The following is a 17,940-nucleotide window of genomic DNA, read 5'->3' as shown; positions in this document are numbered from 1 at the left end:
TCGTACCGCTTCAGCGTGAAACCCCACGCGGCCTGCCCGCGTCGTGGACGCCGCCGCCGAACGGCACCGTGGCAGGCTCTCAGGAGGCGGCGAGGATCTGGTCCCGCACCACGCGCCGCATGACCTTCCCGATCTGCGACCGCGGGAGATCCTTCACGACCACGAGCTGACGTGGCAGCGCGTACCGCGCCAGGTGCTGCGCGCACCACGCACGGACGGTCTCCAGATCGAACCCATCGACACCCGGCTCGAGCACGACCGCTGCAACGACCTTCTCCCCCAGGTCACCACCCGGGATCCCCACCACAGCGACATCCTCCACACCAGGCATCTGCCGCAACAGATCTTCCACCTGCGACGGAAAGACCTTGAAGCCCCCGGTGATGATCATCTCCTTGATCCGGTCCACCACCGTGACAAAACCGTCCTCGTCCATGACCACGACATCACCTGTCCGCAACCACGTCCGACCGTCCGCCTCCACGAAGCACTGAGCGCTCTCCTCTGGCTGCTGCCAGTACCCCTCAAACACCTGAGGCCCGCTCACCTGCAGCTCACCACGCTCCCCCGGAGCAACAGCACGCGACGGGTCGTCCTGCACAGCGACACGCGCCCACGTCGACGGGAACGGCACCCCGAGCAGGCCTGGCCGCCGCGCGCTCGAGACCGGGTTGCCCAGCGCGACAGGCGAGGTCTCCGTCATCCCGTACCCCTCGATGGCGAGCCCACCCGTGACGCTCTCCCACGCCTGTGCAGTCGCCGCAGACAACGGCATCGCACCACAGATCGCATACCGGAACGACGTCAGGTCGGCTCCCGACGCACGAGCCGCAGTCGCCAGACGATCGAGCATCGGAGGGACCGCCGGCAAGAACGTCCCCGGACGACGCTTCTGCGCTGCCAGCACCGTCCCCACGTCAAACTTCGGGAACAGCACCAACGTCGCGCCGATCCGGATCGTGTACGACAAGCACAACGTCAGACCGAACGCATGAAAGAACGGGAGCACGCCGAAAACCACAGCAGGGGGCTCACCTGCCGCCGCAGCGCGAGCCGCCCCGGTCCACTCCGCACCCTGCACCGCGTTCGCCACAAGATGACGGTGCAAGAGCATCGCCCCCTTGGGAGTACCCGTCGTACCACCCGTGTACTGCAACAAGGCAAGATCGTCACCTACCGGCGACGGATGCTCCGCCGCCAGCACCGACGCACCACGCACGAGCCGGTCCCAACGCAAGACACCATCAGGGACAACCGCACGCATCGACGTCCGCAGAGCCCGCGCAGCAGGCACCGGAAGAGCCAGCGCCCACCGCTTCACACGAGGAAGATCTCGCGAAAGGTCCACCGCCACCACGGTCCGCACGCTCGTGCGCCCCTGCACCCGAGCCACCGCAACCGCGGTCTGCTCCCAGCACACCGCCACCACAGCACCCGAGTCCGCCAGCTGGTGCGCCAGCTCAGAGTCGGTGTACAACGGGTTGTGCTCGACAACCACAGCGCCGATCCGGAGCGTCGCATAGAAAGCCACCACGTGCGCTGCACAATTAGGTAGCGCAACCGCAACCCTGTCCCCAGGAACCACGCCCAGACCGATCAACGCCGACGCAGCCCGCCGCACCTCGTCCCACAGCTCCGCATACGTCGTCGTCCGACCCATGAAGTCCAACGCCACACGATCCGGATACTCCGCCGCACCACGCTCCAGCGCAGCAGTCAAAGACTCCTCAGGCACCACCACATCAGCCGCAACATCCGGCGCATAGGAGGCCAACCACGGTCGCTGCTCATCCGTCGAGATCACTCACGAACACTAACCTACGGACCCGTAAGTTACTACCCGTACGATCACCGACCGCCCCATCGCTCAAGAACATCCACAGCCTGTCGATAAAGGACTCATGTACGCCTCCACAGCGATCTGGACAGTCATGGCGCAATGCGTCGCGGCAGGTCTCGTAGCCGGCCTCAGCATCCTCCATACCGCTTGGCGCACCGAAGAACCCCGATCACGATCTCGGTGGACCGTCCTGTGGTCCATCGCACTCACCATCGTCTTCCTCACCGACGCCCTCGCAGCAGCGACCCCCGCCGGCACGATCCACCACATCCTCACCGTCATCGCCGCCACCGCGCTAGCAGCCGCACTCCTGCTCGCCCTCCCCGTCGCACAGTCCTTCGCCCCAGGACGCTCCTACCGCTGGTACCTCGTCACCGCCAGCGCGTTCTTCCTCGGGTACGTCGTCCTCCTCGCCGCACGGGTCGTCACACCACGCAGCGAACCACGGGCCGACGCCTACCAGGTCGCGCTCAACACAGCGACCATGCTCGTCCCCGCCGCTATCGTCGGCATCTATCTCGTCCTCACGATCCTCAGCAGCCCGCGCAAGAGAACCCGCAACGCACTCCTCGCCACAGGCGCGCTCGCAGTCGTCCTCCTCGTGCTCTCGTTCGTGCTGCCCGGACCGTCCCTGCGCTCCGCACTCACCAGTGCATGGCTCATCCCGATCATCATCGCCCTCGAGACGCTGGCGCTGCGCCGCATCCGTCACGGACAGCTCGACGTCGAGCTGCAGAGCAGGATGCGCGACGCCCAAGCCCGCGTCAGCAACCTCGCGTGGTACGTCAAAGACCCCCACGCGCTCCTGCGCCGCGCCGAGGACGAGGCCCGCACCATCCTCGACGACGCGTCTGTCCGAGGCAGCATCCGCACCCTCTCCCGCGGCCGGTTCGTCACCGAGCTCGCACCGTCTCGGAGCATCGCTGACCCGACCGAGCGCAAGTTCCTCCTCGCCCTCGCGAACATCGTCTCCTCGGCTGCTGAACGTCACGCCCTCGCAGACCGGCTCAGCCGCGCGGCGTTCACCGACGGCCTCACCGGTCTGCCCAACCGCAACGCGCTCGAAGACCACCTCATCAACGCTCTCGAGCGCGCCAACGTCGAGCGCACCCGCGTCGGCCTCTTCTACGCGGACCTCGACGGCTTCAAGCGTGCGAACGACCAGTACGGCCACGCCTGGGGCGACCACCTGCTCGTGCTCGCGGCGTCGCACCTGCGCAAGACCGTCGGGAGCGACGTCTTCGTCGCACGCATCGGTGGTGACGAGTTCGTCGTCGTCGTCGAGCGCGCCATCTCCGACGAGACCCTCGTGGCGCTCGCTCAGCGCATCCGGGACGAGTTCCAGGCCGCGACCACGACCCGGTCCATCCCGCGGATCAGCGTCGGCGTGACGAGCTGGGACCCCGGTACGCCCATCGAGCCTGACGCCCTGCTGCGGTGCGCCGACACAGCCATGCTCGAAGCGAAGCGCAAGAAGTCCGGGGTGGTGTTCTTCGACCACAAGCTCGAGTCACGTGTCGCCGCGGAGGCGCGCCTGCGCCGCGAGATCGACATCGCTGTCGACCAGGGAGACTTCTGCGTCCACTTCCAGCCCATCGTCGACACGACGACGCTCCACGTCCTGGGCCTCGAAGCCCTCGCCCGCTGGGAGCACGACGGCAAGCTGCGGGCGCCGGCCGACTGGATCGACTACGCCGAGGACTCCGGCCTCATCGTCAACATCGGCAACATGACGTTCCGCCAGGCCTTCGACGCGACTGAGCGCTTCGAGCTCCCGGTCGCCGTGAACATCAGCGCCCGGCAACTGGCAGAGCCGTCGTTCCTCGTCGACCTCACGGACGCCTGGGGCGACCGTCCCTGGGAACGCCTGACCATCGAGATCACCGAGAGCGCGCTCCTGCACGACTCCTTGCAGACCGCGAGCATCCTCGCTCAGCTGCGCGAACGGGGCGCCCGGATCGCGCTCGACGACTTCGGCACCGGGTACAACTCCCTCGCCCGCCTCGCGTCGCTGCCGATCGACATCCTCAAGATCGATCAGTCGTTCGTCCGCGACATCGGGAGCGTCGCCGGACGCGCCGTCCTCCAGGCGATCGTCACGCTCGCGACCGCGCACGGTCTCGAGATCGTCGCGGAGGGCGTGGAGCGCGTCGACGAGCTGCGTGCGCTCGTCGAGCTCGGCGTGACGCAGGCGCAGGGCAACATGCTCGGCCGCCCGGCCGCCCACCTGCCGATGCGCTGACCACCTGCCCTGCAGCCGGTGGAGGTACGACGAAGGGCCAGACCGAGATGGTCTGGCCCTTCGTCGTACCGGTCGCGCGGTCGAGACCGTGCACGTGGTGCTCAGGCGAGGATGGTCGGCTTCAGCTCGACGATCCGACCGAGCATCCCGTTGACGAACGACGGCGAGTCGTCGGTCGACAACGACCGTGAGAGCTCCACGGCCTCGTCGATCGCGACAGCATCAGGGACCTCGTCGTTGAAGAGGATCTCCCACGTGCCGATCCGCAGCAGAGCGCGATCGACAGCGGGCATCCGCTCGAGCGTCCACCCGTGGGAGTACGTCTCGAGCAGCTCGTCGATCCGGTGGACGTTGTCGAGGACGCCTTCGACGATCTCGACGGAATACTGCGGCAACGAGGACTCGGTGCCTGGCTCGACGATCCGGTCCGCGAGGAGCGTCTCCGCGTCGATGTGACGCTGCTCCGCCTCGAAGAGGACGTCGAGGGCGCGCTTGCGCGCCTTGGTACGGGCTCCCACGTCAGTCGTTCACTCGGCCGAGGTAGCTCGAGTCGCGGGTGTCGACCTTGACCTTCGTGCCCTGCTCGAGGAACAGCGGGACCTGGATCTCGTGGCCCGTCTCGAGCGTCGCCGGCTTGGTGCCACCGGTGGAGCGGTCCCCCTGGAGCCCAGGCTCCGTGTACGTGATCTCAAGGATGACAGAGGCGGGGAGCTCGATGTAGAGGACCGTGCCGTCGTTCGTCGCGACGACGACGTTCTGGTTCTCGAGCAGGAAGTTCGCAGAGTCCCCGACGGTCGCCTCAGGGATGTTGATCTGGTCGTACGTGGACGTGTCCATGAAGACGTAGTCAGTGCCGTCCTTGTACAGGTACTGCATGTCGCTCTTGTCGACGGTCGCGGTCTCGATCTTCAAGCCTGCGTTGAAGGTACGGTCCACGATCTTGCCGGAGGTGACGTTCTTCATCTTGGTGCGGACGAACGCGCCACCCTTGCCGGGCTTGACGTGCTGGAACTCGGTGACGGTCCAGAGCTGACCATCGATCCGGAGCACAGTGCCGTTCTTGATGTCGTTGGTGGTAGCCACGTTCGATCTTCCTGTCGAGTTTGCAAGGTTCACACGCACCTCGCCGACCGGTCGCGACGCCAGTGGGCGCGAAGCGGACACCTGCGGGGCCGTACGAGAGCGGAGACCAGTCTAACCCGAGAGGCGCGCTCCTCGGTCTGACCGACCGGTCAGGCCCACCAGCCCAGCGCTGCGCGGCCGAGGATCCCGAGGCCGGCGGACCAGACGAGCGAGGCGAGCGTGCCGATGACGAACCGCTCGGAGGCCTCGGGGTTCTCCCGGAGCTCCGGGTAGCGGCCCAGGCCCTTGATCGCGACGACGATGGCGACCCCCGTCGCGTCACCTGCCAGCACGAGGCCGGTGACCGCGAAGCGTTCGAGAAAGCCGATCCAGGTTCCGCCGCGCAGAGCGGCGACGGCTCGGACGCTGTTCGGTCCGCGCGGAGGCTCGGGCGGTGCGCCAGGCGCAGCCTCGGGGTCAGCCGCCTCTGCTGCCACGCTCCGTGCAGCGAGAGCGAGAACGCTGCGTGTCGCGTACCAGCCTCCCACCACGCTGAGAGCCAGCGTCACCGTCGAGATGAGGATGACCAAGCCTGGGTTCATGCGTCCGCCTCTCCTAGCAGGCGCGCCGCGAGAGGCCACGCTGCCTGTTCTTCAGCCCAGAGTGCAGAACGCACCCGTTGGCTCACTGCTTGTTCGCTGATGCCGAGGGTACGGGCAATCTCCTTCTGGGTGACCTCGGGGTCCAGGCGCAGGCGGTCGACGACCTGCCAGCCGAGATCTGTACGCCGCTCGACGATCGCGCCCACGAGCCGCAAGAGCGCCTCGACATCTGCGGCGCGATCCGCATCGGGTCCGTCGACCGCGACGGGGACGGCTGTGGTCCGGCTCTTCGCTCGCTCGACAGCAGCGCGAGCGTTGACGAACGCCGGACCAGAGGCCTCTCGGCTGTGGTCAGGTAACGGGACGTGCACTCCCCCGAGACCGAGCCCGGTGCGCCACCCGCCGAGGCGGACGACGTCGAGCACGAGGTCGAGGACCGACATCGGGTCATCGAGGACGCCCTGCACCTCGTCTCCCACCGTCCGCTCGAACGGCAGCACCACGCCAGGCAGCTGTGCGGTGCGCAACGCCAGGCGTTCCAACAGCTGCGGGACGAGGTCCCCTCGGGTGGTGCTCTTCTGCTGGTCGATCGTCAGGACGAACATAGATCAAGACTACGGCCTTGTTTTAAGGAGATCAAGCCTGCAGGCTTGCAGGTTCCTGTGTCCGGGCTGGTTTTGTGCTGTTGAGCGTGACTGCAGCGCTTGGCACACTATTTTTTTCGACTAAAAGGACAGAGAGATCCCAGACGAAAGACCGAAACTGGTGTGAGACTGGCGAGATGCAGGCGCGCGTCGGGTGAGTCTCAGGCCGTCGTCAGACCGCGAGAGCGCGCAGCGCTAGGTGATACGACTCGAACCCGAACCCTGCGACCGTCCCCGTAGCGACTCCCCCGACCACCGACGTGTGGCGGAACTCCTCCCGTGCGTACGGGTTGGAGATGTGCACCTCGACGAGACGCAGCCCGCTCTTCGTCACTTGTGCCGCCGCGTCGCGCAGCGCGTACGAGTAGTGGGTGAACGCAGCCGGGTTGATGACCACGTCGCTGCGGGTGTCCACCGCCTCGTGGATCCACCCGACCATCTGTGCCTCGTCGTCGGTCTGCCGGACCTCGACGTCGAGCCCCAGCTCGCTCCCCCACCGCGCCCCTGCCTCGACGAGATCCGCATAGGACAAGGCTCCGTAGACATCCGGCTCACGTACGCCGAGCCGGCCGAGGTTGGGTCCGTTGAGAACGAGCACGCGAGTCATGCGCCGAGCCTAGCGGCTCGTCCTCCGCACCACTGTCCGTGCCCGGCTCCCAGCCGGGCGTGATCCCTCAGAGAAGGACCGCGCGACTCGTCGGCGCGTCGGCGCTGATCTCCGCAAATGCCGCAGCAAGGAGCACAGGGTCAGGACCTTCGAGACGTGACGGCTTGCCCACCCCCTCGAGCACGACGAAGCGCAGCAGGTCCCCACGGGACTTCTTGTCGCGGCGCATGACAGCGAGCAGCTGCTCCCACCGGTCACCGCGATATGTCAACGGAAGACCGACCGACCCCAAGATCGACCGGTGACGGTCGACGACCTCGTCGTCGAGCCGTCCGGCGAGCCGGGCGAGCTCCGCCGCGAAGACCATGCCGACCGACACCGCTGCCCCGTGACGCCAGGCGAAGCGCTCCACCTGCTCGATCGCGTGGGCGAGAGTGTGCCCGTAGTTGAGGATCTCCCGCAGCGACGCCTCTTTGAGGTCTTCGCTGACGACGCGCCCCTTGACTACGACGCTGCGCTCGACCAGCTCCCGCACGACGCCCCAGAGGTGCTCGTCGGCCGTCGGCCAGGCTGTGAGCGCCTCGGCGTTCGCCTCGACCAGATCGAGGATCACCGGGTCGGCGATGAACCCCGTCTTGATGATCTCTGCCAAGCCGGCGACGAAGTCCCAGCGGGGCAGGGTCTCGAGGGCGACGAGGTCGCACAAGACCCCGGCCGGGCTGTAGAAGGCTCCGACGAGGTTCTTGCCCTCGGCCGTGTTGATGCCGGTCTTGCCACCGACCGCTGCATCGACCATCCCCAGCAGCGTCGTCGGGATGTGGACCACCATGATGCCGCGCAACCACGTCGCCGCGACAAAACCGGCGAGGTCTGTGGTCGCTCCCCCACCGATGGAGACGATCGCGTCGCTGCGCGTGAAGTCGGACTGGCCGAGGATCTGCCAGCAGAACGCGAGGACATCGACCGACTTCGCGCCCTCGGCGTCAGGGATCACCGCGAGGAGCGCCTCATATCCCTGGGCGAGGAGGTCCTCGCGCACTGCGGCAGCGGACGCCTCCAGCGCCTCCGTGTGGACGATGAGGACCTTGCGGACGCCGGCGCCGAGCAGGCCTGGAAGCTCGCCGAGGAGCTGACGGCCGATGACGACGTCGTAGGTGCGCTCAGCAGTGATCTGCACGACGGAGGGTGTGTCGGTCATGCGTCGTCCTTCGGGTTGTCGGGGCTCGAGACTGCCGTGTCGAGAAGCGCAAGGATCTCGAGAGCGACCTGCGCCGGGGTCTTGCTGTCTGTCTGGACCTGGATGCTCGAGACCCGCTCGTAGACGGGGCGCCGCGCCTGCATGAGGCTCTGCCACCTCGCCCGGGGGTTCCCCAGGAGCAACGGCCGCGACTGGTTGAACCCGACGCGCGGCGCGACGTGCGCCAGCGTGACGTCGAGGAAGACGACAGCGCCTCCGCCGGCGGTGTACTCAGCCAGCGCGGCCTCGGTCAGCGGGTCGAGCACCGCACCGCCGCCGAGAGCGAGCACGCCGTCGTGCTGGGTCAGCGCCGTCGCCACGGCCGTGCGCTCGAGCGCACGGAAGTGTGGTTCTCCGTCGTCGACGAAGATGTCGGAGATCGACTTCCCTGCCGTCGTCTCGACGTCCGCGTCGGTGTCCCGCCAGCCGACCTCGAGCCGGTCGGCCAGCGACCGCCCGGTGGTCGTCTTGCCCGATCCTGGCGGACCGACGAGCACCGCGCGAGGGCGGCGCACCGTCGATGGACGCTCGTTCACTGAAGCAGCTCGGGGATCGACTCGACGTAGGCCTGTGCATTGCGCCGCACCTCCCCGACCGAGTCACCGCCGAACTTCTCGAGGACGACGTCCATGATGGTCAGTGCGACCATCGCCTCCGCGACGACGGCCGCCGGCGGGACAGCGCACACGTCAGACCGTTGGTGCTGCGCCTTCGCGACCTCGCCGGTGGCGACGTCGACCGTCGCCAGGGCCCTGGGAACGGTGGAGATCGGCTTCATCGCGGCACGGACCCGGACGATCTCACCGTTCGTCATGCCGCCCTCGATGCCGCCAGCACGGTTGCTCAGCCGGCGGATCTTCCCGTGCTCGTCGCGCTCGATCTCGTCGTGCGCCTGCGATCCGCGGCGGGCCGCGGTCCGGAAACCGTCGCCGACCTCCACGCCCTTGATCGCCTGGATGCCCATGAGGGCCGCCGCCAGCTTGGCATCGAGCCGCCGGTCGCCGTGGACGTAGCTGCCGAGACCCGACGGGAGGCCGTAGACGAGGACCTCGACGACTCCCCCGAGCGTGTCGGCGTCCTTGTGGCACTGGTCGATCTCCTCGACCATCCGGTCAGAGGTGTCCTTGTCGAAGCACCGGACCGGGTCGGCGTCGAGGTAGGCCGTGTCGTCCGGTGCCGGCACCGCGGCGTCCTCAGGTGCGAAGACGGGCCCGATGCTCGTCACGTGCGAGACGAGCCGGACACCGAGCGCCTGCTCGAGGAACTTCGCAGCGACGGTACCGAGAGCCACCCTCGTGGCCGTCTCGCGCGCTGACGCCCGCTCGAGCACCGGCCGGGCGTCGTCGAACGCGTACTTGCGCATGCCGACGAGGTCGGCGTGCCCTGGCCGCGGGCGCGTCAGCGGGGCGTTGCGCGCCCGGTCGAGCAGCGCAGGGTCCACCGGGTCCGACGCCATGACGTCGACCCACTTCGGCCACTCGGTGTTCCCGATCTCGATGGCCAGCGGGCCACCCTGGCTCACGCCGTGACGCAGACCAGCAAGGATCCGCACCTCGTCCTTCTCGAACTTCATCCGCGCACCACGGCCATACCCCAGCCGACGACGCGCCAACGCGTCCTGGATGTCCGAGGTCACCACCTCGACCCCCGCAGGAACACCCTCGACGATGCCCACGAGAGCAGGGCCGTGCGACTCACCAGACGTCAACCAACGAAGCATGTAGAGATCTTCCCACGGTCCGGGAACGACGACGCCGGGCGCCCGTAGGACGGACGCCCGGCGTGCTGGTCTCGCGACGAGCTGTCGTGCAGGCTCAGCCTGCCTCGGTTCCCTCAGGAGCCGCGTCGACGGTCGCGTCGGGCTCGTCGGTCGTCGTCTCGAGCTCGTCGACAGGCATGACGAACAGGTATCCGCTGATGGTCTGCTCGACGTCGCCAGCGACGATCGCCGGCTTTCCGCCGGAGGCTTCCGCAGCCTCCTGACCCGCGAGGTTCAACGTCTGGACGCCGTAGAACCGCGAGCTCAGCCGCTGGAGGTCGTCAAGGAACTGGATCGCGTTGTCGTACGTGCCCAGTACCGTGATGTTGACCGCCACGGCATAGAGGTTCGCCACCTCGGTGGTCTCCACGGCAGGCGCGTCGGTGGTCCCGTCGGCTGCAGCGGCCGTCTCAGCCAACGGCATGACCTGGACCGCAGGGTCTGCTGTGACCGCGAGAACGGTGACGCCCCGGAGAGTCGCGACCTCGTCGACATAGCGGTTGAACGCAGTCATCTCGTCGTCACCGGGGATCTGGGTACGGAGCCCTGCCAGCTCGGCCTCGAGCTCGTCGATCCGTTCGAACTCGTCTGCGAGCACAGCCGTCTCCGCCCGCAGCTCAGCGTTGCGCAGTGCGATGGTCTCGGTCTCATCGTTCGCCAGCGATGCGTCGCTGAGAGCGGGCGACGCCCCGAGGAACCACACCATGGCGAGGATCGCGAGAGAGATGAGGACGGTACCGAGGATGAACGTCGACGACTTGATCTGGCTCATCAGCCCTCACCTGCTTCCTTGAAACGGTTGGCATAAGCGGTCGTGTCGACCTGGAGGGTCGCCTCGACCTCGTAGAGGGGCTGGAGCTCGTCGTCCTCGCCCAGCGTCTCCGCGGTCAGTGTCGACTCCATGAAGCCCGGGATGCCGTCGAGCATCTCGAGGACGTCAGACGTCAGGAGGACGGTCGGCGACTCGAGATTGACGGTGACCGTCGCGACGCCTTGGTCCGTGATGGCATCGGGCGCGACAGGCGTCCCGGAGAGCGGTGTCTTCGTCGAGACGTCGATGTCCGTCACCGTCACTCCGGCGGGCAGACCGGCCAGGATCTCGTCGGTCAAGGACTTCCAGAAGATCTCCGGCTCCGTGACGAGCGACCGGGCGGCCTTCGAGTCTTCGATCTGTCCCTTGACCCTCGGGACCTCCGCGTACTTCGCCTGCTCTCGGAGAAGCTGGGTGGTGAGCGTCTGCTCTGTCTCGAGATCGGACTGCGCAGTGCTCGCCAGGGCTGCTGTCCAGAGCCAGATGGCGATGCCGAGGAGAGCGACAGCGACGAGCACCGCGAGCAGCACCAGCTTGAGTCGCTGGAGCTGACGACGCGCTCGGACCGACGGAGGAAGGAGGTTGACCTGGGGAAGAGGAGGAGCTCCCGCGACGACAGGCTGATAGCCGCCGAAGACGGCTGCCTCGTCCACTGACTTCGGTGTGCTCATGCTGCTGCTCCCATCGCGAGGCCGAGCGCGAGGCTGATGGTCTGCTGCCACGAGTCGTTGTTCTTGTTACCGGGGAGCGCGCCGACTTTCATCGTCGACAGCGGAGACGCCAGCGAGACTCCGACGCGGGCGGCGGTCGACAGGTACTGGCCGAGGCCTGGGAGGCTCGCGCCTCCCCCGGTGAGGAGGACCATCTCGATGCCTCCACCCGGGTTGTTCATCGCGTAGAAGGACAACGTGTTCCGCACGGCTTCGATGAGCACGTGCCCGACCTCGGCGATCGCCTCGGCGGCCTGGCTGTACTCCGGTGGGACCGGCTGCCCGATGCCTACCTGTCGCTTGAGCTGTTCGGCCTCGGGTTCGGAGATGTTCATGCTCCGGGCGATCGCCTCGGTCATGTCCGCACCCCCTGTGGGGAGCGTGCGCACAAAACGAGGAGCGCCACCGTCGATGACGACGACGTCGGTGATCCGGGCGCCGAGATCGACGACCGCGATCGTCCGCTCCGCCCACTGTCCACGAGCGAGCGCCCGTGTGAGCGCGAAGGCGTTCACGTCGACCATGACCGGACGAAGCCCTGCGGCCTCGACTGCTGCGGTGTTCGCCTGAACCGTGTCCTTCGTCGCCGCGACGAGCAGACCGCCGACGACGGGGCCGTGCTGACCGTCGTAGAGCCCGGTCGGCAGGTAGTCGAGGACGGCGTCCTCGACCGCGACCGGAAGGAGGTCCTGCACCTGGTACTGCAGCGACGCGCGGATCTGGTCGAGCGGCATCGCCGGAAGGTCGAGGTCGCGGATGAGCACACGCTGGTTGCCGACGCCGATCACGACGTCCTTGGTACCGAACTTGTGATCGCGCCACAGCTGGCGGAGCGCGGTCGCGACGACGTTCATCTCGACGACCTCGCCGTCACGCAGCGCCCCCTCGGGCAGCAGAACCTGGCCGAAGCGCACGAGCTCGGGCTGGCTGTTCTGGTTCTTGTGGTCGAACTTGATCTCGGCTGCACGCACGTGCGTGCTGCCGATATCGAGCCCGATGATTCGTGACTTCGTCACCGATTTCTCCGTCCTGGGGCCGTGGCCTGGTCCACAGGAAACATCGTCCGCAATCCGTCAGCACTTAAGGATTCGACCGGGCGAGAATTATCAGCCGAGGCTGCGCAGCCCTGAGGTCACATGAAGGTGCCCAGATACGCAGACCAGATCGGCTCTCCGACCCAGATCCCGCACACTGCGCCAAGGATCATCCAGGGGCCGAAGGGGATGCCCGACTTCCGTCCTGCACGCCCCAGAGCCATGAGCAGGACGGAGAACACGCCCCCGAGGAGGAAGGCAGAAAAGGCACCGACGGCAAGCGCGCCCCAGCCGACCCAGCCGAGGTATGCCCCGACGAGCGCGGCGAGCTTGACGTCGCCGAACCCCATGCCGGCGGGGTAGGCCACGCACATGATGAAGTACAGGACGTAGAGCCCCGCCCCTGCGATGCCTGCGCGCAGGAGCGCGTCCCAGTCACCTGTCCCGACCGCGGCGACCAGGAGCAGGATGCTGACGACGCCGTAGGACGGGAGGACGATCGCGTTGGGGAGCCTGTGCACCTTGATGTCGATGACCGAGAGCGCCACGGCGATAGACGCCGCGTAGAGGTATGCGGGCAGCTCCCACGTGAGACCGAAGCGCACGAAGACGAGGACGAAGAGCACGCCGGTGAGCGCCTCGACGAGCGGGTACTGCGCCGAGATAGGTTCGTGGCAGTCACGGCACCGGGCGCGCAGGATCAGCCACGAGAGCACGGGGATGTTGTCTCTCGAGCGGATCTCGCGCGCGCACCCTGGACAGGCGCTCGGGGGTCGGACAATCGACTCGCCCCGCGGGACCCGCCAGATCACGACGTTGAGGAAGGATCCGACGGCCAGGCCGAGCAGAGCGGCGAAGGTCGCGAGCAGTGTCGTCACGGTGATGGCTCCTGCTACTGGTAGTTCCCGGCGCTGTCGAACGCGGGTGAGACCTCGATCCAGACGCTCACCCCGTACGTGGTCGTCACCGGTGAGAGGAACTTGGGCGGCGCGGTGTATCTGAAGCGCTCGTCGTACTGGTAGTTCTTGGCGTAGCCGTTGGTTCCGCTCCGGACGATACCTCGGTACTTCTGAGCGATCGCGCCGTTGACCGTGAGCGTGCCACGGTTCCCGCCTGAGGCGTAGTTCTGCACCTGGAAGGTGTGACCAACAGAGAGGATGGCTGCGTCGATTCGACGGTTGCTGCCACCGGTCGCGAGAGAGCTTCCGGACGACTTGACCGGGTTCCAGACCCACACGGCGTTGTTGCCGACGAGGCCGAGAAGGTCGCTCTCGGAGTTCGAGTACTTGACGTCGCCCGTGATGTAGACGTAGTTCTCAGACGCGACGGTGACCTGTCCTTTGAGAGTTCCGCTGACGAAGACGTCACCGTTGCGGCAGCTGTAGGACGACGTCGAGGGTGCTTCCTCATTCTTGATCGGGTATCCGATGCCGTTGCCGGTGGTCGAGCCGTCCGCGCCCTTGCAGCTCGACGAGCTCGGTGAAGAGCCGCTGCCCGAGGTGGGCCAGCTGTTGGGGTTTCCGGTCGTGCTCGGGACGTTCTGCACGTAGATGACGTTGTACTCCGGGACGGTGATGGTCGCTCCGCCGCTGCTGCCGAGCTGGCCGCTCCCTGTACCGACAACTCCGCAGGCCGAGGGTGTCGTCCCAGACGTGGCCGGGTCCCCGGCGACGTTGGTCGCCTTGGTCCACGGTGACTTGACAGTCATCTTGCCGTTGCTCAGGAACGTGATCTCGGTGGGCCCGGTGTAGAGGCACCCAGGACGTGGAACCTCTGCGGGGATATCTGATCGCACCTCTTTGACGAGCTGCGAGTTCGTCGCCGGCATGCCGATCACGGGGCTGTACGCCGGGCTGCCGGGGACAGTGAACGTCGGGTTGCTGCAGCTCTGACCGAGCGAGTTGACCTTCGCATAGCGCAAGCCCGTCGACGGGTTGGCCGTGGTGACTGCACCGTCGAACGTGGCCTCACAGATGCGCAGCGTGTCGTTGGAGTGCGCTGGGCCTGAGATGAGGTCGTAGGAGCCGAACGCGATCTCGCTGCACGCGTTACTGGTTCCCGTGTCTGGGCGTCCCGCCCAGGCGTACTTCACGCACGTCGAGACGCTCTTGCCGCTGTTGACCGGGTCCTGGATCTCGTAGTCAGAGAAATAGAGGAAGTCAATGAAGCCCTGCTGCTTGAGGTCCGCGACGATCGTCCGCGTCTCGCCGCCGGCTCGGCCGGTCGAACGCAGCCGCAGGGTGCCGCCGGAGGAGTACTTGGAGTTGTCGACCTCGTAGCGGAACTCTGCCGCTCCTGAGCTCCCTGCGACCGTCGCCCAGGTTCCGGACGTGCCCAGGCCGAACGCAGGGTTGGCCGAGGCTCCGGTCGGGAGGGTGACGCTGCTCGCGCTAGAGAACGTTGCCGAGCTGTTCCCGTACTGGAAATAGGTCGTGTCGTTCGCGAGACGGCTCTGGTACTCCTCGATGCCGGCATAGGCCGCTGCCATCGCTGAGCTCCAGTCCTGGTCGGTGCGTGCCTTGTTCATCGACGTGATCGCCACCGAGATGGCGGCGACGACCAAGATCGTCAGGACCGAGCAGATGCCGATGACCATGATGAGAGCCATGCCCGACTCGTCGTCACCCCGGCGTCCCTTGAGCTTTTCTAGCATCGTCAGAGGCCCAATCGTGAGAAGGAGAGGTTCGGGATGCCGACGGTGTTCTCGATCCGCACGGCCTTGGCCAGGCCGTCGGGGTTCGCCTGAACCTCGATGCTCACGCCCACCGCGGCGATCGAGCTCCGCTCGGTCGCCGTGAATGCGCTACCGGTCGGCGTCATGGGGTCGCCGTTGACGTCGATGTACGTGAACAGCGGTGTCGCTGTCGCTGTCGCCGTCGCCACGGACGTCGACACGTTGCGAGCGATGACCCTGGTGCTCTGTGCGGTCGTGGAGAACGTCCAGTAGGGATCGCTCGACGCGACTGCCGCGTAGCGCGTCTCGACGAGCTCGTTCGAGGCGTTGAGCGTGAAGTTGATCTTCACCGGCTGAGGATCGTCGGACTCGGTGTCGAGGTACGCGTGCACGGTGACCGACGAGTGTGTCGCGACGAGAAAGACCGGGGTGTTGGTGGCTTCGCCGGACCGGCGGATCTCGGTGCCTGCGCGCAGGACCCGGGAGATCTCGTTCATGCCGATCGCAGCGCTGTTGGTGTTGTCGTTCGCCGTCGTGTCGTTGTTGAACGCCCGGGAGACGGAGACGAACAGCGTGACGACGATGAGGCTGACGATCGACATGAGCGCCATCGTCACGAGGAGCTCGGGAAGTCCGAGACCTGCGTCGTCGCGTCGCCGGGGTCGCAGTGCCCTGCTGATCGCGCTGATCATGGTGCGACCACCCTCGGGTCGAGCGTGACGACGGCGGGTGCCGTCGCGATCCCTCGGGTCAGAGGGGTGAGCCTAGAGCTCGGGATGATCGTGTTCTGCGTGGACGAGCTCGTGCCCTGGTAGAGAGTCCACGAGCCGGGTGGCAGCGCGATGGTCGCACCGCTGCCGAGCACGTTCCCGAACGTATAGGTCATCGGGACCGCACAGCCGGGGTCGTCGCCCACGGCTGCTGCGGACACTGCCTTGAGGTAGCCACCGCTGCCGCCTCCCGCAACCCGGACGACGCCCATCGTCACGGGGGCGTCGACGGAGGAGCCACCCGACGCGGCGACGGACGTGTTCGTGCTGCCGGTGATCGCCGTGATGCCATCGGCGTCGACGCCGTCCGGCCATGCGGCTGGGTCGACCGAGACACATCCGGCGTTCAGCTCGCTCGGGGCGACGTACTTGCCTGCCAGCGCGGTGTACCCGGACTGGAAGGGGAAGAGGGAGAAGCTCTTGCTCGACGCCGAAGAGGTCGTCGACGGGACGTACGTGCCGTACGAGCTGACGAAGCTCGTCTGCATGCTCGGCAGACGAACGGTCTCGCCCGCCGCGGGAACGTAGTTCGCGGCGTACTTGGCGACGAAGGTCGCCGCCTCGTCGTACTGGAAGCCGGCGGACGCGGCTGTCCCGGCAGCGACACCGATGACCTTGGTGGAGGACGAGTTCTGGTTCTCGTCGACGTAGCCGCTGCGGGTCACTGTGACGTTGTAGTTCCCCGGGACGACGCTGAGGATGTAGGTGCACCCTTGGGCGTCGGTGCTCGCAGGTGTCACGCCCAGGACCGAGGCGCCGTTGGACGGGCTCCCAGGAGACGCTGAGACCGTGACGCCGGAGCGTCCGGTGCCGTCGCCGCTGAGGACCGAGACGAGGATCGTCCCGAGGGTCGGGTCGTTGATGTGGTCGGCTGGGCTGATGACCGTGTCTGACCGGACCGGTTCGGTGCTCGAGCGCATGTTCGCCCACGTCACGGTGACGTTGACGCGCTTGTAGCGCAGGGTTCCACCGCCGGAGCCGCCGGCGCTCGAACCGCACTGGAGGTCGAGCCCAGGGTCGGAGACCCACTGGGTCGCTCGCTCCACGGTGTATTCGTCGCCGTTGAGCGTCACGCTACGGGTCTCGTCATAGAGGGCGAAGAGGTCCTCGGCGTCACGCGCGAGGTCGATCTCCTGCGAGGCGAGGTTGAGGGCGACCTGGCGGGCACGCGCGTCGCGCGTGACGCTCAGGGTCGCGAGCATGGCGTAGATGATGCCCGTGGACATGACAGCAAAGATCATCATCGCCACGAGGACCTCGACGATCGACATGCCTGAGTCGCCCTGCTGGGCAACCATCAGTCGTCGGCGGATCGCCTTCACTTTCCCTCTCCTCACGTGGTTCGTGCGCTGGTCTTGCTGGACGCGCACCGTCCAGCTGGAATACATCGGCACAGGCGATGACCTGGTAATACAGACGTGTGGGACGCCGCCTTCGCGACGCCCCACACAGTCAGTCAGTCAACGATCACGGTTCATCGATGATGCCGGTGTTCGAGTCATAGGTCCACTCGTCACCCGGAATGTTGATGTGCGAGCCGGTGAGGGTGTAACCAGCGGCAGTGGCGGTCGCGACAGTCACTGTGACGTCTTCGGTCGCACGGAATCCGTTGTCCGCCATGTTTGTGCCGGTTCCAAGACCTGCATAGCTTCCGTTGTTCTCCGTCGCGAACGACTCAGCCGCGATGGTCGCGTTCTTGAGGTCGGACGTGACAGCCGATGCCCAAGCCTTCTCGCGCTGGCTGAGGAACGCCGGGATGGCGATCGCGGCGAGGATGCCGATGATGATGATGACGACGAGGAGCTCGATGAGCGTGAAGCCCTTGTCGCGGTCTTTGTCGTTCATGGCCTTGCTGACGCGTGCGAGCATGAAATGCTCCTGTTCTGTGTGTCGAGGTAAAGGGGATAAGCGCCGGAACGTTCATTCTCACCGGCGTACATACTGTCTA

General features: G+C 66.7%; 18 protein-coding genes. 1 reads left to right on the top strand and 17 read right to left on the bottom strand.

From position 1 onward, the window contains the following. Positions 1–79 precede the first annotated feature (79 nt). Positions 80–1,801 carry an AMP-binding protein gene (locus ATL42_RS04765; protein WP_211281853.1) on the bottom strand — a complete coding sequence of 574 codons (1,722 nt, stop codon included), beginning with the start codon at positions 1,799–1,801 and terminating at the stop codon, positions 80–82. Between the two features lie 100 nt (positions 1,802–1,901). On the opposite strand from ATL42_RS04765, the gene ATL42_RS04760 reads away from it, so the two are divergent. Next, entirely contained in the window at positions 1,902–4,082 is a 2,181-nt protein-coding gene (locus ATL42_RS04760; protein ID WP_098454365.1) for a putative bifunctional diguanylate cyclase/phosphodiesterase, read from the top strand. A gap of 101 nt (positions 4,083–4,183) precedes the next feature. Here ATL42_RS04760 and nusB read toward each other — a convergent pair whose 3' ends face one another. From nusB to ATL42_RS16910, 16 genes are all read right to left on the bottom strand, one after another. After that, on the bottom strand, positions 4,184–4,600 hold the full coding sequence (gene nusB / locus ATL42_RS04755; RefSeq protein WP_098454364.1) for a transcription antitermination factor NusB: 417 nt from the start codon (positions 4,598–4,600) through the stop codon (positions 4,184–4,186). A 1-nt stretch (position 4,601) separates the two neighbouring features. Beyond that, positions 4,602–5,165: an elongation factor P gene (gene efp / locus ATL42_RS04750; RefSeq protein WP_098454363.1), complete on the bottom strand. Its 564-nt coding sequence runs from the start codon at positions 5,163–5,165 to the stop codon at positions 4,602–4,604. A gap of 149 nt (positions 5,166–5,314) precedes the next feature. After that, positions 5,315–5,746, bottom strand: coding sequence for a hypothetical protein (locus tag ATL42_RS04745; protein ID WP_098454362.1), 432 nt, complete (start codon positions 5,744–5,746; stop codon positions 5,315–5,317). Beyond that, positions 5,743–6,351 carry a SatD family protein gene (locus tag ATL42_RS04740; protein WP_098454361.1) on the bottom strand — a complete coding sequence of 203 codons (609 nt, stop codon included), beginning with the start codon at positions 6,349–6,351 and terminating at the stop codon, positions 5,743–5,745. The genes ATL42_RS04745 and ATL42_RS04740 overlap by 4 nt, the downstream gene beginning before the upstream one ends. A gap of 211 nt (positions 6,352–6,562) precedes the next feature. After that, positions 6,563–6,997 (bottom strand): type II 3-dehydroquinate dehydratase, encoded by a 435-nt coding sequence (locus ATL42_RS04735; protein WP_098454360.1) that lies wholly within the window; start codon positions 6,995–6,997, stop codon positions 6,563–6,565. Between the two features lie 67 nt (positions 6,998–7,064). Next, complete coding sequence (aroB, locus tag ATL42_RS04730; protein ID WP_098454359.1) at positions 7,065–8,195, bottom strand: 3-dehydroquinate synthase; 1,131 nt, start codon at positions 8,193–8,195, stop codon at positions 7,065–7,067. Beyond that, complete coding sequence (locus ATL42_RS04725) at positions 8,192–8,770, bottom strand: shikimate kinase (RefSeq protein ID WP_245862128.1); 579 nt, start codon at positions 8,768–8,770, stop codon at positions 8,192–8,194. Before ATL42_RS04725 ends, aroB begins: the two co-directional genes overlap by 4 nt. Beyond that, the gene (gene aroC / locus ATL42_RS04720; RefSeq protein WP_098454358.1) at positions 8,767–9,954 is read right to left on the bottom strand and encodes a chorismate synthase; all 1,188 of its coding nucleotides are present in this window, start codon (positions 9,952–9,954) and stop codon (positions 8,767–8,769) included. The genes ATL42_RS04725 and aroC overlap by 4 nt, the downstream gene beginning before the upstream one ends. Before the next feature lie 94 nt (positions 9,955–10,048). Further along, complete coding sequence (locus tag ATL42_RS04715; RefSeq protein ID WP_098454357.1) at positions 10,049–10,765, bottom strand: hypothetical protein; 717 nt, start codon at positions 10,763–10,765, stop codon at positions 10,049–10,051. Then, positions 10,765–11,475 (bottom strand): hypothetical protein, encoded by a 711-nt coding sequence (locus ATL42_RS04710; protein WP_143556694.1) that lies wholly within the window; start codon positions 11,473–11,475, stop codon positions 10,765–10,767. The genes ATL42_RS04715 and ATL42_RS04710 overlap by 1 nt, the downstream gene beginning before the upstream one ends. Beyond that, positions 11,472–12,530, bottom strand: a complete 1,059-nt coding sequence (gene pilM / locus ATL42_RS04705; RefSeq protein ID WP_169925337.1) for a type IV pilus assembly protein PilM — start codon at positions 12,528–12,530, stop codon at positions 11,472–11,474. The genes ATL42_RS04710 and pilM overlap by 4 nt, the downstream gene beginning before the upstream one ends. A gap of 116 nt (positions 12,531–12,646) precedes the next feature. Beyond that, the gene (locus ATL42_RS04700) at positions 12,647–13,426 is read right to left on the bottom strand and encodes a prepilin peptidase (RefSeq protein ID WP_342748105.1); all 780 of its coding nucleotides are present in this window, start codon (positions 13,424–13,426) and stop codon (positions 12,647–12,649) included. Positions 13,427–13,440: 14 nt separating this feature from the next. Further along, complete coding sequence (locus ATL42_RS04695; protein WP_098454354.1) at positions 13,441–15,201, bottom strand: pilus assembly PilX family protein; 1,761 nt, start codon at positions 15,199–15,201, stop codon at positions 13,441–13,443. A 2-nt stretch (positions 15,202–15,203) separates the two neighbouring features. After that, a complete protein-coding gene (locus ATL42_RS04690) occupies positions 15,204–15,914 on the bottom strand; it encodes a PilW family protein (RefSeq protein WP_098454353.1) in 711 nt (236 codons plus the stop codon). Further along, a complete protein-coding gene (locus ATL42_RS04685; RefSeq protein WP_211281780.1) occupies positions 15,911–17,314 on the bottom strand; it encodes a type IV pilus modification PilV family protein in 1,404 nt (467 codons plus the stop codon). The genes ATL42_RS04690 and ATL42_RS04685 overlap by 4 nt, the downstream gene beginning before the upstream one ends. 145 nt (positions 17,315–17,459) lie before the next feature. Then, positions 17,460–17,861 (bottom strand): prepilin-type N-terminal cleavage/methylation domain-containing protein, encoded by a 402-nt coding sequence (locus tag ATL42_RS16910; RefSeq protein ID WP_098454351.1) that lies wholly within the window; start codon positions 17,859–17,861, stop codon positions 17,460–17,462. Positions 17,862–17,940 lie beyond the last annotated feature (79 nt).

The sequence above is a fragment of the Sanguibacter antarcticus genome, from assembly GCF_002564005.1.
In the GTDB taxonomy this organism is placed as follows: domain Bacteria; phylum Actinomycetota; class Actinomycetes; order Actinomycetales; family Cellulomonadaceae; genus Sanguibacter; species Sanguibacter antarcticus.
The sequence above is the reverse complement of the archived record's forward strand: the minus strand, read 5'-3'. Positions and strand labels throughout refer to the sequence as shown.

Coding starts and splice junctions, on each gene's coding strand:
- ATL42_RS04690 (WP_098454353.1), bottom strand. CDS start 15,914: ATGATCAGCGCGATCAGCAGGGCACTGCGACCCCGGCGACGCGACGAC.
- ATL42_RS04710 (WP_143556694.1), bottom strand. CDS start 11,475: ATGAGCACACCGAAGTCAGTGGACGAGGCAGCCGTCTTCGGCGGCTAT.
- ATL42_RS04745 (WP_098454362.1), bottom strand. CDS start 5,746: ATGAACCCAGGCTTGGTCATCCTCATCTCGACGGTGACGCTGGCTCTC.
- aroC (WP_098454358.1), bottom strand. CDS start 9,954: ATGCTTCGTTGGTTGACGTCTGGTGAGTCGCACGGCCCTGCTCTCGTG.
- ATL42_RS04735 (WP_098454360.1), bottom strand. CDS start 6,997: ATGACTCGCGTGCTCGTTCTCAACGGACCCAACCTCGGCCGGCTCGGC.
- ATL42_RS04715 (WP_098454357.1), bottom strand. CDS start 10,765: ATGAGCCAGATCAAGTCGTCGACGTTCATCCTCGGTACCGTCCTCATC.
- ATL42_RS04740 (WP_098454361.1), bottom strand. CDS start 6,351: ATGTTCGTCCTGACGATCGACCAGCAGAAGAGCACCACCCGAGGGGAC.
- aroB (WP_098454359.1), bottom strand. CDS start 8,195: ATGACCGACACACCCTCCGTCGTGCAGATCACTGCTGAGCGCACCTAC.
- ATL42_RS16910 (WP_098454351.1), bottom strand. CDS start 17,861: ATGCTCGCACGCGTCAGCAAGGCCATGAACGACAAAGACCGCGACAAG.
- ATL42_RS04760 (WP_098454365.1), top strand. CDS start 1,902: ATGTACGCCTCCACAGCGATCTGGACAGTCATGGCGCAATGCGTCGCG.
- ATL42_RS04695 (WP_098454354.1), bottom strand. CDS start 15,201: ATGCTAGAAAAGCTCAAGGGACGCCGGGGTGACGACGAGTCGGGCATG.